Below are 15582 nucleotides of genomic sequence, written 5' to 3'. Positions count from 1 at the left end.
TATGGAATGCCATCGTAAATATCGGTTTTTTGGGATTCAACCATTACTTGACGAATTAAACACGGACGATACGTGCCTCTACTCCCTCCTGTTGAAAATAAGCAAATTCCATAAATGCTGCCACTACGGGCGGAAAGTCCAAAGGACTACCCAAACTGCTCGCTCCCAGAGGCGGAAGAACAATAAATAAAGCTTGCCCGTTGTCCCCCAGCAACCTGAAAGACAAGGACAAGCTTTTTATAAAAATAAAGAATCGAAAACGCGGAAGCTATAAAATCATCTAGCGGCTTCCGCCGTTTTACGGATGATTTCACGGGCCTTGCGCACGTCGTCCTCATGGGAATCGCCGCGGCTTCTTTCCACGGTGAAGAGCTTGGAAAGCTCCTCATCCATGCGGGCCACGGCGGCTTTCGCCTTCGGGTTCTTCGCGGCGCGGGCGCGCAGGATATTGACCTTTTCAAATTCTTCCAGCCCGTCTCGGAGTTTTTCAAACCGCAGGGAACTGAGGTTGCCGGGATAAACCAGGTAGCAGTCTCCCGCGGGCCAGTTGCCGAAGTCCGTCTTTTCAAACGGATTGCGGTTCCAGGAGTTGTAGGCCCACCTCAAAAAGCCGTCCAGATGGTTGGCGGCGGCAAAGAGGGGCAGCCATTCCGCCTCCGCCAGCGGGGAGATGGTAAAGGTGTTGGGCTTTTTGGGATGGACGCAAACATAGAACGTCGTCTTCTTCCCCTCTTTCTTGCGCTGCGCCAGGAGATCGCCCGTGACCGTGTCCGCATGGTCGAGCACGGGAGAGACGTCATACACGTCCCGGGTCATGGCGGTAGGCCGGTTGACGGCGGAGACGATCTTGAATTCCGGAGCATACTTGTCCAGCACGTTCTTGGCCGCCTTTACCATGGAGTCCGGCCGTTCATCCAGCCCGATGCAGGTCTTGTCCAGCCATCCCTTGCTCTTGACATGCTTGCGGAAATCCGTCAGGAAAGGCCCCCAGATGGCTTCGTAGGAAGGGTCGTTCGGCTTGAGGTCCAGGAACTTGTATTTTCCGGTAGCTTCATCCAGATAACGGACTTTCATGTTCCACGGAATCATGGTGTAGCAGGATATCTGGCCCTTGACGCCCACCTCGTTGATCATGAAGGAAACCCATTTGTCAAAGTTGGCGTAGTTCCAGCGCATGGTTCCGTTCTTGCCCTTGATCCATTCGATCATGGGGGGGAACCAGTCGTAGGTCTGGGCGTTCCAGGCTTCATCAATCAGGGAGCAGGTAATGGCCTTCTGCCCGGCATCCGCCAGCCTCTTCATCACCGGCTTCATCAGCGCGAAATGTTCCGGAGACCACGGTTCCACATCATGCCAGCGCGCCACAGCCTGCGGATGCTGCCAAAGGTCCAGGTGAACCTGCCAATTGGCGGGCGCAGGCAGAGATTCCGGAGCCACTTCCAGAACTACGGGAACGCTCACGGGAGAGCCGCTTTCCGCGGAAACCACTATTTTTCCCTTGTACACGCCGGGTTTGGCGGACGGGGGAATGTTAACTTCCACCCAGACGGGACGCACGCCCCCGGCCTGCAGGTCACAGCTGTTTTCACTGCCGATGATATCTGAAATGAGCCTGTTGCCTCCCTTGGTGTAGCGTATCATGGAGGTCCGGACGGGAATGACCTGTCCGGCAGCATTTTTTACCCCGGCGCAGGTAGCGGATAACTGGGGCTGCGCCTGGGAAGACCAGACGGCAATCTGTCCGGCGGCGCGTTCGCCCCTCCAGCCGGACAGGCGCACGGAATCCTGAAGCATTTCCTGCCTGGGAGCGCCGCTGTAAGGGATGCGGTCATAATCCTTCACCGCCGCGGCTTGCAGGTTCAGGGCGGCATCAGGGCCGTAGCCCTTGATTTCCACCAGGTGCCCTCCCTTGTCATTGCCGGCGTTGTTGCCCAGGAAGGTGATTTTGACGTACCGGACCGTCTGGGGATTGAATTTGAAGGGGACGCCTTCCGAGGTGGCCGCAATGCTGTTGGAAGACTGGTCCGCCAGCATTTTCCAATTTTTGCCGTCTTCCGAGCCTTCTATTTTATACTTGTAAATGCGGCCCCCCTCCCAATATGGCCAGACATGCAGGGCGGAAAGCGCGCGGGGCTTCCCCATGTCTATCTGAAGCCAGACGGGAATGCCCTCACATCCCCAGTATTTGCCTGCGTTGTTCGCCTGGCCGTCCACGGCCAGTTCCGGACGGTCGTTGCCGTAATGCCCGGAAGCGGTGACTTTGGCCCCGGCAAACAGGTTGCCCGCATCACCCGTCGCTCCGGCGGAAACCAGGGCGGGTTCATATAGCGGGTGCCTGTCCGGCGACTGGGCCTGAACAAAAGACGTTAAGGCAATAACGGAACACAGAGGAAAAAGAAAACGGCGCATGCGTATATTACGTGCAGGAATTCCGTTTTCTCTCAAGAAAAAAGAGTGTTTCCGCTATTCCGCCAAAGGACGCACCGGAATGCCCCTGGAGGCAAAGTAGGTTTTGGCTTCCGGCACCGTGTATTCGCCGAAGTGGAAGATGGAAGCCGCCAGCACGGCGTCCGCCTTGCCCTCCACCAGCACGTCCACCATGTGGTCCAGGCTGCCCGCTCCTCCGCTGGCGATCACGGGAATGCGCACCGCCTCGCTGACGGCGCGGGTCAGTTCAATATCGTACCCGGTTTTGGCCCCGTCCGCATCCATGCTGGTCAGCAGGATTTCCCCGGCACCGCGGCGTTCCGCCTCCACGGCCCATTCCACGGCATCCAGCCCCACGAATTTACGGCCGCCATGAGTGGAAACGCCCCATTTGCCGGGCGCCTGCCTCTTGGCGTCAATGGCTACGACGATGCACTGGCTGCCGAAGGCCGCCGCGCCTTCATTGATCAGTTCCGGACGGTTGATGGCCGCCGTATTCAGGGACACCTTGTCCGCGCCCGCCAGAAGCATTTCACGCATGTCCATTACGGAACGGATGCCTCCTCCCACGGTCAGCGGCATGAAGCAGCAGGCCGCCGTGCGGCGCACCACGTCCACCATGGTGGCGCGGCCGTCGGAAGAAGCGGTGATGTCCAGAAAAACAAGCTCGTCCGCCTGCTGGGCATCATATGCCCTGGCGCATTCCACCGGGTCACCGGCATCCCTCAGGTTGACGAAATTGGTCCCCTTGACGACTCTGCCGTCCGTTACGTCCAGACATGGAATGATTCTTTTTGCCAGCACGGCCTTATCAAGCCATCACCGCCAGCAAAGGGAAAGCCTAAAATACGGCTTGCCGCAGGATGCCTATGATGGGAAAAAACGTCTCTTTCCTATAAATATCCCGTTGCAAGCTTTCTTTGTCATCTCCATCAAATTTGAAGACAATTCCTTGAATTTCAATAAATGGATAAATGTATAGAAAGCATTTTACACACGCTTTCCTCCTCCTGTTCAATAAATGTCTGCGGATTAAGAATCCGCAAACAATAAAAAATGTTAACAATTAATTTACTGTACATTTTAATACATTGAAAATACTATCATTATAGTATTCCTGGTCTTTTTTGAATTCATCCTTTCCATACTTGCTCCGCAAGTTATACAAAATTTGTATTTCACATAAAAAAACCGGATTCTTAATCCGGTAAACGGGTGGAAATACTTCCTTCCAGTATTTTTGACTCAAAAGTTTAATAAAATGAAGAAAACACTTTCTCTTCTGGCCGTCACGCTCCTCGGCATTTCCGGCGGCCACGCCGCCGTCACCCTGGTTTCCGGATTTTCCCGGTTTGACCAGACTTCACCGGACAGCGGCACCGCTGTTTCTGACCTGGGAACGAAGTCCCTCAGCTGGACGCTTAACGACGCTATCTGGAATAACGACGGAACATGGACGTCCAATGCGACCAATTCAAAGAAAAACGGGCTTAATGTTTCTTCCCTTCAGCTTTCCGGAGCTGCCGGCTATACGGTGAACATTAACTTCTCCAGCGCCGCCAGCCTGGACAACACGGATTCCCTCTTCTGCGCTTCCATTGGCGGAACCGGTCTTAATTCCATTGTAGGACGCTATGAAAGCGGCAAGATAGGCATCGCCAACAATGGCGGCAGCTCGGGACGTCCCGCAAGCGGCTTAAGCAGCACCGCCATTGACTTCAACAGCCCGTTTTCACTGACTCTCTCCGTTCAGGCAGGGGGAGCCTACAGCGTGTTCATTACGCAGAACGGCACCACTCAAACCGTATCCTGGCCCAACATGGCCCAAGCCGGAAATCTGGACCAGCTCTATATCGGCTGCTGGGCAACCTTGAACGGGAACCAGAGTTCCCCGACGGTATCCGGCCTCAGCTTCTGGGAAGGCGCGGCAACGCAGGATGACCTGGCAGCCATCATCAACGTTCCGGAACCGGCCACTGCCTCCCTGAGCCTTCTGGGGCTGGGCGCACTGCTCCTGCGCCGCCGGAGAAAGTAAAATTTCCTCCTGTCGGGCCGCTGGCGGTTTCATGCAGCCAGCGGCTTTTGTTTTTTATCCCTTTGAATCCAACTGCCATGAAATTTTCATCACTTTACCGCAGTCTGCTGTTCATCCCCATAACGGCGGCTTTCATCGGCGCGGCAGAAGCCAAGACGCTTCAATTATACATCCTGACAGGACAATCCAATTCCCTGGGAGCCGTCAAGGGGTCTCCGGCGTCCGCGGAGCTGCTGGAACAGTACAGGTCCGATGGAAGCACCAAATTCTGGCACAATAATTTCAACAAGATCACCGGCAGTTCCGTAGACTGCAATCCGCCAGCTTCCTCTTCCTGGGGTTCTGTCGTACCCCAGGTGTGCGGAACGGAGTCAAGCAATTACAACTGCATGGGGCCGGAGTACGGCTTTGCCGCCATGATGGAGCGCAAGGGATGGTCCCTGGGCGGCCCTGGCTCCGGACATGCGGACATGGGAATCGTCAAGGCTACTCTGGACGGAGGAGGCAATTCCTATTGGAACAAAGGCACGAACGCCTATAATGCCATAGTGGAGACCGTCAGGAAGGCTTGTGAAAACGCCCTGGCCAACGGTTACGACAAGGTGGAGATCATGGGCGTAATGTACCTTCAGGGAGAGTCCAATACAGTCACTGACAGCAGTAATGCCGCCAATTCATTTTTAACGTTTCTGGACAACTTGCAGGGGGACCTTGCCCGGGATGGAGTGGACACCGGCCCTCTGGCGGCACATCAGGCCATTCTGGGAGAACAGGCCAAGTGGGGCACAACCAACGTCACGAATGCTGAAACGGGGGACGTCACCGGAGGATTCAACGGCAATGAAGGTTCTTCCGGAACAACCCGCGACCAGCAGGAAGCCCTGGCCCGGGCAAACGACAACATGGGCTGGGTTCCGACACGGGACCTCGCCAAAATCACCTCCGGCGACAACATGGGCGTCCATTACGACGGAAAGTCCCAGATCACCATCGGAGCGCGGTATCCCTATGAGGCGGCCAGGCTGGCCGGGTACGATACGGGTACGGTCCGCAGCGGAAATTACGACGCCGCTCTCTCTTCCACGGAAGCCTGGATGAACGGCAAGCTCCCCGTGGACAGCACGGCCGTCTGGGACGCAGCCTCCTCCGCCAAGGATAACATGGTGAGTTCCGCCGCCGGAACCAACGCCGTGCTTTACGGCATCAGGATTGAAGATACATACCTGAACACCATCACCATCCGGGGCGTGGCCGTTGACGGCAGTTCCGCTCCCTCCATGCAGGACGGCCATTTGATCCTGGGGAGCGGCGGCATCGACATCGCAACCGGAAAAAACCTGAACATCGCTTCCGTGCTGGAGCTTCAGGGCGACCAGCAATGGAACCTTGCGGGAAGAAGCACCCTGTCCATCCGGGGGAGCAGTTCTTCCGGCAACCATCAGCTCACGTTCATCACGGGAACGGGAGACGTCGCCATCCGCAATTCCACCCTTGCGGCTGATCCCTCCGGAATCGCCAGAGTGGAGGTCAGCGCCTACGTCAATACGGATGCCGCCGCTTTTACGGGAAACTGGACCGTCGGTCCGGGAGTGGAAGTAACAATGAACGGCACGGATACCAAGACCGCCGGCTCCGGCTGGGGAACGGGCTCCGTCACGCTCCAGGGGGCAACCGTCCTTGCCGGCTGGGAACACGTGACGTCCAATACGTGGAGCAACCGTTTCATTCTGGAGGAAGGCACCGTTTCCTCCTTCGGGAGCTCCACCAACGCCACCGGAAAAGTCCTGACCCTGTCCGGCGGGATTTCCGGAAATGGGGCCTTGTCCAAGACCACCGGCAATACGCTGGTTCTGGCCCATGCCAATACCTATGCGGGAGGCACCCAAATCCGGGGAGGCACTTTGCGGCTCGGAGACAAAAGCGCCCTGGGCACGGGAACGGCGGCCGTTCACACGGGAGGAACGCTGGATTTGAACCGTTATGACGTTTCCAACACCATCCGCCTGTCCGGAGGGGAGGTGCTGAACTGGGGCACCGTTGCGCGCGTGGAAATCGGCCACCAGGTGGTCTGGGCGGACCAGCACCTGGAAGGAACACTCGCCTTGTCCAACGGCTCCCGCATCCTGGCCGGCAATTCCATGACGCTGGGAACGGGCGACAGCCTGGCGGCGGGGAATTTTACCGTGGAGCTTTCATCCATGAACCTGGTGGAAGGAGGCGAAGGGCTGGCCTCCATCATCATGACGGGAGGCGTCTTGAACCTGCTGGACGGCCTGACTCTGGACGTCAGCGGCATCCTTGCTCGCTCCGGCACCATGTCCTTCAGGATTACGGATATTTCAGGGGGTACTCTGGAAGGGCTTTCCTCCGCGGAAGATTTTTCCCTGGCAGAGGCCGCCCATGGCTGGAATGTGCTGGATTACGACGCTTCCACGGGAATCGTGACGCTTTCCGTGCCCGAACCGTCCTGTGCCCTGCTGGGGCTCCTGGGCATGGCGGCTCTGCTGGCAATGCGCCGCAGGGCCTGACTTTTCCCCCTGCTCCCGAAGCCAGCAGGAGCGCCGCCAGCCTTTGCGGCGCTCCGTGACCGGACCTGAACAGCCCGGGGATTTAACTGGAAGTTATGCCTTCCTCCTCCCAGCCGCCTTTCCTCTGCGCGCGTTGGAAATAACCGGAGTAAACAGGGCGAAATGGGGCAAACGGCTTAATAGCTTTTCTTTCCATGTCCAGGTGCTAGACTCCGCGCAAGGCATCTCCACCCATGACAACCACACGCTCGGGATTTACCAAACTTGCAGCTATCTGCATTGCCATCCTTCTGGGGGCCGTCATCTGGGAGCTGGGGTGGCCCCTGACGCATGCGGAGCATGAATGGTCGCGCCTGATTGCGGCCGTCGCCACGCTGGGCCATTTGACGGGCGTGCTGGGCTCCTTCTTCCGGAAGGAGATCAACCGCCCTTCCCTGAGGCTGCTGATTTTCCAGATTATCTGCTGCCTGCTGATCTTCCTGCTGATCGCCAGGGAGCAGCAGGAGGACAGTTACATGAGGTTTACGGAGCTTTCCCGCCTGGTGATTACGGCAGGGCTGATCGCCATCCCCACGCTGATGTCCCTGACCAGGATTTTTGAATGGCTGCTGGGCAAGCAGAAAAAAGGGCGCCCGCTGATGGCTCCCGCCATGCAGTTCGTAACCTCCCTGGGAGTGGTCATCCTGGCGGGCACCGGGCTGCTTCTGCTCCCCAATTCCACGTATCCGGGCATCACGCTGAGCTTTACGGACGCCCTGTTCACCAGCACCAGCGCCGTGTGCGTCACCGGTCTGAACGCCGTGGACTTCGCCAACACCTTCACCCCGCTGGGGGAAATGTTCACGCTTGCCCTCATCCAGATCGGCGGGTTCGGCATCATGACGTTCGCCTACTTCGTGGCCATGGTGGCGGGCCAGGGCTTTTCCCTGCGGGACCGCGTGCTTCTGACGGACCTGCTGGACGAAGGGAACCTGGGGTCCGTGGTCTCCTTCATCACCACCATCGTAGTCAGCACGCTGTTCATTGAACTGTGCGGGGCCGTCCTCCTGTACTTTTCCTGGGAAGGAAAGGATATCAACCTGATGGGGGAACCCCTGTGGTGGCACTCCCTCTTCCACTCCGTTTCCGCCTTCTGCAACGCGGGTTTTTCCACGTTCCCGATGAATCTGATGGAGCCGGGCATCCGCCTGTGCTACAGCGGGCAGGCCGTCATCATGGCGCTGATCGTATGCGGCGGCCTGGGATTCGGCATTTACAAGGAAATCAACTCCCGCCTGGTCAACCGCTTTCTGGCCAAGCACCGCCGCCTGCGCATGCAGTGGACCCCGTATTTCAAACTGGTGATGATCGCCACGGGCATTCTGCTGGCTGGGGGCGCCCTGTCCATTTTTGCCGTTTCCGCCCCCCACACTTCCGAACCGCTGGGGCAGCACCTCTGGAGCTGCCTTTTTGACAGCGTCACGGCCCGCACGGCGGGATTCAATATCAGCGACTACAGCCGCTACCTGCCCGCGGCCAGCCTCATCATGTGCGGCCTGATGGTGGTGGGCGGCAGCCCCGGCGGCACGGCGGGCGGCATGAGAACCACCACCTGCGCCATTGCGGGCGCGGAAATCCTGCGCATCCTCCGCGGCCGGGACCACGTGGAATTCTTCCACCGCCGCATTGACCAGCGCACCGTGGCGCGGTGCGTGATCACGGTGGTGGTCTCCTGCGCCTGGATCGGCTGTTTCACCATTCTTATTTGCAGCCTGGAGCCCGCCATGAGCTCACTGGATATCTTCTTTGAAAACTGCAGCGCTTTTGCTACGGTAGGCGTGTCGCGGGGAATCACGCCCAATCTGAGCGACCCTTCCAAGTATCTTCTCATCATCAACATGCTCGCCGGCCGCGTGGGGCTTTTCGCCTTCCTCATCGCGCTGGCCGGCACCCCTACCCCGCGGCATTACCGCTATCCATCCGTCAAAATTCCGTTAACCTGAACATACCATCATGAGATATACCGTTATCGGCCTGGGCCAGTTTGGACAGGAGCTCTGCACGGAGCTTTCCGCCCGCAACATTGAAGTAGTGGCCGTCGCCTCCACGGATGAAGAACTGGAGCAGATCAAGGACCTGGTGACTTACGCCGTGGTGACGGATTATACCAATCCGGCCGCCCTGCGGGAACTGGAGCTGGACGACCAGTCCGCCGTGATCGTCGCCATCGGGGACAGCTTTGAAGAAAACCTCCTCGTCGTCACGCACCTCCAGAAAATGGGCGTGCGCTACATCTACGCCCGCGTGATGAGCCCGGTGCACGAGCACATTTTAAGCCAAATGAACGTGTACGCGCTCATCAACCTGTCGCGCGTGGCCTCCAAGCAGCTCGCCAGCCAGCTGGAATCCCCGGAATTCCTGCGCGTCTCCCCCATGGATGAGAACCACAGCATCGTGGAAATAGCCGTGCCGCGCATCTGGGTGGGCAAACGCCTCCGGGACGTGGGCCTGCGCACGGAGCACCATCTCAACCTGCTCACCATCCGCCGCGGAGAAGCCCAGACCCCGCAGGGGCGCCGGGAAATTCTTTCCATCCCGCGCATTCCCGTCATTGGCACCCCTTCCCCGGATCTCGTCTTTGAAGACCACGACATCCTGATCCTGTTCGGCAAGGAGACGAACCTGATTGAATTCGCCCAGTTGTCCAAGGGCCTGTAAACCCGGACCAGTCCCATTCCGGAAACCGGTCTTTCAGGACAGCTCTTCAAAAGCGGTCATCAAGCGCTTTTCAGAGATACGGCCCTTGACGGAGATAGCGGGGGCGAAGACGGCCAGGCGGTATTCTTCCAGCAGATAGCCGTACTGCGTCCAGCGCGGGTCGCCGTCATGTTCCGGCAGGGCCTGATGCCAGGGGAGGTACACGCGTTCAAAGAGGTCCAGGCGTTCCAGCTCCCTGGCCAGGGGCTGCTGGCCGATGCGCCTGATGCGTTCCGCGATGCCCTGCATGTACCGTTTCAGGTCCGGCAGGCGTTCCGCTCCATGCGCCCACAGGAAGCGGGAGCGGAGCAGCCAGTCAAGCTGGCGCCGGAGGTCAGCCGTGATGCGCTCCGTATGGCGCACGCCCTGCTGCGCGGCCATAAAGTCCCTGGCGGCATGCTCCGTGGCCGCTATCAACTCCCAGACGTCCGCCACGCTGTGGGCGGCGTCAAAGAGGTTCTGGCGCAGGCTCATTTCCGCAGCGGCGAATTGTTCCGCCGTGCGCGGGAGGGGGCGGCCCATGGCGATCTCCGCGGAGACGTCCACCAGGTCGTCCGCATTGGTGGACGGGTCCCTGCCCAGCATGTGCAGGGAAAGCTTCCCTTCCAGTTTCAGCGGGAATTTCTTGCGGAGGTGGTTGAGCTGGTCCGTCTGGCGCAGGCGCATGAAGCGCAGGCAGCCTCTCCGGTGGGCTTCTTCCGCGCGCAGTTCATCCTCAAAAACGCGGACGCCTACAGACGGGCCTTCATCCACCAGGGCTACGTAACCCGGCCTTCCCGCCACGTCCACCGTGCGCTCCAAATCTCCGCAGGTCCATTCCTTCATTCCGGTTACGGATACGATGTCCGCCGCTGTTTCCCGGAACCGGCGGGAGAGCTTTTTGCCCAGCCGCGCATTCAGCTCCGCAACGTCCGTACCCATGGCAAGCTCTTCTCCTTCGTCGTCGCAGACCCAGATTTTCGTGACCAGCTCCGCCGGAATGCGGTTCATGTCAAAGAAGGAGGGAGCGCAGAAACGCCCGGTTTCCGCTTCCACGAATTCCGCCAGCTTCTGCGCCAGCGGCCCGTCCGGCTCCAGGCCATGCCGGAGTTCCGCAAAGTAGGCGGCCTTCTGGCTGATGGGCTGGAGAAAGACGCGCAGGTCCTTGGGAAGGGTGCGCAGCAGGCATTCCGCCCGCTGGGCCAGATGGCCCGGGACGCCCCATTCCGGCAGCCATTCCGGCACGTCCGGCAACTGGTCAATATGGACGCCCAGCGTCACGCCGTCATCTTCCGCGCCGGGGTCATTCTGGTAATACACGGCGTATTCCGCGCCGCCGCAGGAAATTTCATCCGGAAAGCCGTCCAGAAGGTCCCTGCCCCAGAAATCATACATGGCCTCCTGCGGCGGAACGTGCAGGGCTTCCGGGTTGTCTTTTTCCATGCTTCCGGCCCAGCGCAGAAAGGCCCTGGCCGTGCAGCAGTCCTGCGGAATGAGCCTGTCAAAGAATTCAAAAACGCCTTCCTCGCACCAGACCTGGTCCGGGCGGCGCAGCTTCAGTTCTATCTGCCGCACTTCCTCCCGGAGCGTTTCCAGATGCCTGATGCATCCGGGTTTCGTACGGAAGCCGCCGCCCAGCAGTCCTTCACGGATCATGATTTCCCGCGCATGGGCGGGATTGATGCGGCCATAGTGGACGCGCCTGTTGTCAATGATGCGCAGACCGCCGCACACCACGCGCTCCACGGCGTAAACCGCGCCCTGCTCTTTGTCCCACCGGGCTCCGGAATAATGGGATTCACAGAGATGGGGAGCCACCTGTTCCACCCATTCCGGCTCCAGCCGGGCGGCGCGGCGCATCCACAGGCGCGTGGTGTCCACCAGCTCCACGCCCATCACCCATTCGCTCCGCTTCTTGCGGCGGAACAGGCCGGAACCGGGAAAGATGCCGAAGGAGCGTCCCCCGGCGCCGCGGTATTCCCGGTTGTCCGCATCCCAGAGGCCGAACTGGCGCGGAACGCCCGCCAGGATGCTCCGGTGAATCATGGCGAAGGAAGCCTGCCGTTCCACTTCCGCCTCCAGGGGGGGGATCCTGCATTTCAAGGTTTCCTTCAGCAGCCGGGAAAGGTCTTCCCACAGGTTGAACCATTCCATCATGCGGTTGAAATTGAGGAAGTTTTTCCCGCACCATTTCCGGAGCTGGTTTTTGTGCCAGCGCCGGCCTTCCCGGAACTGCCACGCAGCCTTCCACAGTTTGAGCAGGGACAGGAAATCGCTGTCTTCATCCTTCCACTGCGCGTGGGCCTGGTCCGCCTTCTGCGCGGCATCCGCCGGACGTTCCCGGGGATCCATGATCCCCAGGCCGGCCACAATCACCAGCATCTCCGGCAGGGCCTGTTCATGCTGCGCTTCCAGCAGCATGCGGCCCAGCCGCGGGTCAATGGGCAGCCGCGCCAGCTTCCTGCCCACGGGCGTGAGCTGCCGGGCCTTGTCCAGGGCGCCGATTTCCCGCAGGGTGCGGTAGCCCTCCGTGACCAGCTTGGAGGAAGGAGGGTCCGGAAGGGGGAATTCCGGCATTTCCGGAAGACCCAGGTCCTTCATCCGGAGAAGAGCCCCGGCCAGCGCGCTGCGCCTGATTTCCGGGTCCGTGAAGTCCGGCCTGTCCTCCCAGTCCTCCTCACTGTACAGGCGGATGCAGACGCCCTCGCACACGCGGCCGCAGCGGCCAGCACGCTGGCGCGCGCTGGCCTTGGAGACGGGTTCTATCTGAAGCCGCTGCACCTGGCGCGCTGGGCTGTAGCGGCTGACTCGCGCCAGGCCGGAGTCAATGACGTAAATGATGCCGGGAATGGTCAGGGACGTTTCCGCCACGTTGGTCGCCAGCACGATGCGGCGGCAGCTGCGTTCCGGATGAAAAATCCTTTGCTGGTCTCCAAGGCCCAGCCTGGCAAAGAGGGGGAGGATGCGCGTATTCCTCAAATTCCGGCCTTCCAGCTTTTCCGCCACTTCACGTATTTCACGCTCTCCGGGGAGGAAGACGAGCACGTCCCCGCGGTCGTCCAGGGTGTCTAGCCAGTCCACGGCGCGCGCCACATGGGCGGGGAGCTCTTCATCATCACGCAGAGGCGGCAGGTAATGAAGGTCCACCGGATAGGTACGGCCTTCCACCTGGACGATGGGGGCGCCCCCGAAGAACTCGGAAAAGCCACCCGCATCCAGCGTAGCGGAGCTGATGACCAGCCGCAGATCCTTCCGCCTGTCCAGCAGAAGCTTCAGGTAGCCCAGCAGAAAGTCGATGTTGAGGCTGCGTTCATGGGCTTCATCCAGAATCAGGGTATGATACTGGCGCAGGTCCGGATCATGCTGCGTTTCCGCCAGCAGAATGCCGTCCGTCATGAACTTCAGGCGCGTGTCCGGCCCGGCTTTTTCCTCAAAGCGCACCTGGTAGCCCACCAGGCCGCCCAGTTCGCAATTCAGTTCCTCCGCCACACGGCGGGAAACGGAAGCCGCGGCCAGCCTTCTGGGCTGGGTGCACCCTACCCTGCCCCGCGCCTCCCCGGCAAGCTCCATGGCCATTTTGGGAAGCTGGGTGGTCTTGCCGGACCCGGTTTCACCCACCACCACAATGACCTGATGCTCCCGCATCGCCGCCAGAATGTCGTCCCGGCGGCGGGAAATGGGGAGGTCCGGATAAGTGATGTTCATGATGGAGGGGAGAAAAAAACCCTGCAAGAACGTCCTGCAGGGTTGATGGAAAAGCCGGAAAGGATTTCTTTACTGCCGGGGTTTGGGAAGGGCGATGCGGCCGCTCCGGGTCAGCATCTGCACGTCGTAATCCTCAATGAGAGACAGGAAGCGGTCAATCTTGTGCTCACCGCCCGTCACTTCAATGGTCAGGGCGTCCCGCGTGACGTCCACGATGCTGGCGCCCAGGATCTGGCAGAATTCAATGACTTCATGCCGCGAAGCGGAATCCACGCCGATGCGGGTCAATACCGTTTCCCGGTACACGTTGTCCGTGTTGCGGAAATCCACTACTTCCACCGTGTTGACGAGTTTTTCCAGATGCTTGATGATCTGGTCCAGAACATCCTCCTTTTCGCGTACGACGATGGTCATCCGTGAAAAGCGCGGGTCCTGGCTAGGGGCAACGTTCAACGAATGAATATTGTAGCCCCGTCCACTGAACAAACCGGCAATGCGGGCAAGCACGCCAAATTTGTTTTCAACAAGTACGGAGATAGTATGACGAGTCATAAGTTTAATTTCTTAAAGGTGATGCATTATAGGCGCTTTTGACTGCCAGTCAAGCCCGCGGCATAAGGATGCCGGAAAACGCTTCTCCGGATGCGGTCTTCCGCAGACGCCGCACAGGCGGAATTCAAAGCTCCCGCGGCATGATGGCGTTGCTCTTCGTCGCCGTGGGAATGCGGGGCAGCAGCGTCTTTTCGGAAACCGGGCGGGCATCCACTTTCACGTTGAACTGCTGCCCGTCACGGGAAACGGTCAGCAGGGCCGGCCCCTCCCTCAAAGCCCTGACCAGTGCATCCATAGTGCTGACGCTCTGATGATTCACGGCAAAGACCATGTCCCCGGCCTGGAGGATCTGCCCCACGGATTTCTTCGGATTCACCTGGATGACCAGCAATCCCCGCGCGCCGATGGACTGTTCCTCAGCGGTGAGTTCACGCAGGTGCATGCCCACTCCTTCCATAAAGTCCTCCCACGGAGAAGGAACGTTCTTTAAAATGCTGTCCCCCACTTTCAGGGTGACGTTCATTTTTTGTCCCTTGCGCCAGATTTTCAGCCGGAATTTGTCGCCGATGGAAAGATTTTCAATGTGGTCCTTCACATCCTTGTCGGTCTGGATGGGAACTTCATTGAAGCTCAGCATCACGTCTCCCGTCTGAAGGCCCGCCTGCTCCGCCGGGGAACCGGGCTTCACGATGTTGACTACTGCGCCGCCTGCTTCATGGTAGTCCAGGAAACTGCGGAGCGGGGGAGTATTGCGCACAATGTCCAGCCCCAGGTATCCTCTCATGGGGCGTCCATGCCTGCAAATCTGCTCAAAGCTGTGCACCACCAGATTGGAGGGAATGGCAAAGCCGATGCCAGCGTAGTTTTTCTCCACATTGGGAAGCACCGATTTGTTGATGCCGATGATTTCACCGCGGATGTTGATGAGAGGCCCTCCGGAATTGCCGGGAAAGATGCTGGCATCCGTCTGGATCAGGTCCAGGCCGGAATCCACCAGCTTGCGTTCACGGGCGCTGATGATGCCGCGGGAAACCGTCGTCCCCAGTCCATAGGGGTTGCCGCAGGCCAGGACGATCATGCCGGGTGCAATCTCGTCACTGTTGCCGAACGGAAGAGGCGTGAAGGCCATCGGGTTTTCCACCTGCAGCACGGCGATGTCCAGCTCCGGATCCACCCCTACCAGGCGCACGGAAACGCTTTTCCCGTTGCTCAGCGTGACGCGCAGCGCATGCTTGTTCTGAATGACATGGTAGGCGGTAATGATATGCCCCTCTTCCGTGACGATGACGCCGGAACCCAGGCCATGGACCGCCAGCCTTTTTTCAATCATGGATTCGCCGTCTTCGGAAGGCTGCGGCACGCTGGTCACGCCCGTGGTGTCTATGCTGACCAGCACCCGTTCCACCAGCCGGGCGACGCGTGAATATTCTTCATTGAGCTGGTGCAGGATGGGAACGTCCTCCTCCTTGAGTTCGGACTGCTGCGCCATCGTAAACACCTCAGACCGGAAGGAAACGTTCTTCTCCGTAACGCGGCTGTTCCACCTCCAATAGGCAACGGAGACGACGGTCATCATAACCGTCATCATGATGACAAGTAAAGCCCGTGTCCATATAGTCG

At 59.3% G+C, this 15582-nt stretch carries 9 protein-coding genes; 4 read left to right on the top strand and 5 right to left on the bottom strand.

What is annotated here, in order from left to right:
- Window positions 1-276: 276 nt before the first annotated feature.
- Window positions 277-2409 carry a glycoside hydrolase domain-containing protein gene (locus tag M8N44_RS10265; RefSeq protein WP_102727880.1) on the bottom strand — a complete coding sequence of 711 codons (2133 nt, stop codon included), beginning with the start codon at window positions 2407-2409 and terminating at the stop codon, window positions 277-279.
- 54 nt (window positions 2410-2463) lie between these two features.
- Entirely contained in the window at window positions 2464-3231 is a 768-nt protein-coding gene (gene hisF / locus M8N44_RS10260) for an imidazole glycerol phosphate synthase subunit HisF (protein ID WP_022396114.1), read from the bottom strand.
- A 457-nt stretch (window positions 3232-3688) separates the two neighbouring features.
- On the opposite strand from hisF, the gene M8N44_RS10255 reads away from it, so the two are divergent.
- The 4 genes from M8N44_RS10255 to M8N44_RS10240 all read left to right on the top strand — a co-directional run bounded on the left by M8N44_RS10255 (window position 3689) and on the right by M8N44_RS10240 (window position 9687).
- Entirely contained in the window at window positions 3689-4462 is a 774-nt protein-coding gene (locus tag M8N44_RS10255) for a PEP-CTERM sorting domain-containing protein (RefSeq protein WP_102727879.1), read from the top strand.
- Window positions 4463-4539: 77 nt separating this feature from the next.
- The gene (locus M8N44_RS10250; RefSeq protein ID WP_102727878.1) at window positions 4540-6990 is read left to right on the top strand and encodes a sialate O-acetylesterase; all 2451 of its coding nucleotides are present in this window, start codon (window positions 4540-4542) and stop codon (window positions 6988-6990) included.
- A gap of 233 nt (window positions 6991-7223) precedes the next feature.
- Window positions 7224-8972, top strand: coding sequence for a TrkH family potassium uptake protein (locus M8N44_RS10245; RefSeq protein WP_102727877.1), 1749 nt, complete (start codon window positions 7224-7226; stop codon window positions 8970-8972).
- Window positions 8973-8982: 10 nt separating this feature from the next.
- A complete protein-coding gene (locus M8N44_RS10240) occupies window positions 8983-9687 on the top strand; it encodes a potassium channel family protein (protein WP_022396118.1) in 705 nt (234 codons plus the stop codon).
- A gap of 33 nt (window positions 9688-9720) precedes the next feature.
- Here M8N44_RS10240 and hrpA read toward each other — a convergent pair whose 3' ends face one another.
- The 3 genes from hrpA to M8N44_RS10225 all read right to left on the bottom strand — a co-directional run bounded on the left by hrpA (window position 9721) and on the right by M8N44_RS10225 (window position 15550).
- The gene (gene hrpA / locus M8N44_RS10235) at window positions 9721-13410 is read right to left on the bottom strand and encodes an ATP-dependent RNA helicase HrpA (RefSeq protein ID WP_146021052.1); all 3690 of its coding nucleotides are present in this window, start codon (window positions 13408-13410) and stop codon (window positions 9721-9723) included.
- A 69-nt stretch (window positions 13411-13479) separates the two neighbouring features.
- Window positions 13480-13962, bottom strand: coding sequence for an acetolactate synthase small subunit (ilvN, locus tag M8N44_RS10230; RefSeq protein ID WP_022396120.1), 483 nt, complete (start codon window positions 13960-13962; stop codon window positions 13480-13482).
- A 124-nt stretch (window positions 13963-14086) separates the two neighbouring features.
- Entirely contained in the window at window positions 14087-15550 is a 1464-nt protein-coding gene (locus tag M8N44_RS10225; RefSeq protein WP_022396121.1) for a trypsin-like peptidase domain-containing protein, read from the bottom strand.
- Window positions 15551-15582 lie beyond the last annotated feature (32 nt).

Origin of the sequence: Akkermansia massiliensis (assembly GCF_023516715.1) — a bacterium.
Classification (GTDB): Bacteria; Verrucomicrobiota; Verrucomicrobiia; order Verrucomicrobiales; family Akkermansiaceae; genus Akkermansia; species Akkermansia massiliensis.
This window is presented reverse-complemented; position numbering and strand designations above follow the sequence as displayed.

What these genes read in the sequence shown, in the direction of transcription:
- M8N44_RS10225 (WP_022396121.1), bottom strand. Translation starts at nt 15,550, where the DNA reads ATGATGACGGTTATGATGACCGTCGTCTCCGTTGCCTATTGGAGGTGG.
- M8N44_RS10255 (WP_102727879.1), top strand. Translation starts at nt 3,689, where the DNA reads ATGAAGAAAACACTTTCTCTTCTGGCCGTCACGCTCCTCGGCATTTCC.
- hrpA (WP_146021052.1), bottom strand. Translation starts at nt 13,410, where the DNA reads ATGAACATCACTTATCCGGACCTCCCCATTTCCCGCCGCCGGGACGAC.
- ilvN (WP_022396120.1), bottom strand. Translation starts at nt 13,962, where the DNA reads ATGACTCGTCATACTATCTCCGTACTTGTTGAAAACAAATTTGGCGTG.
- M8N44_RS10240 (WP_022396118.1), top strand. Translation starts at nt 8,983, where the DNA reads ATGAGATATACCGTTATCGGCCTGGGCCAGTTTGGACAGGAGCTCTGC.
- M8N44_RS10265 (WP_102727880.1), bottom strand. Translation starts at nt 2,409, where the DNA reads ATGCGCCGTTTTCTTTTTCCTCTGTGTTCCGTTATTGCCTTAACGTCT.
- M8N44_RS10250 (WP_102727878.1), top strand. Translation starts at nt 4,540, where the DNA reads ATGAAATTTTCATCACTTTACCGCAGTCTGCTGTTCATCCCCATAACG.
- M8N44_RS10245 (WP_102727877.1), top strand. Translation starts at nt 7,224, where the DNA reads ATGACAACCACACGCTCGGGATTTACCAAACTTGCAGCTATCTGCATT.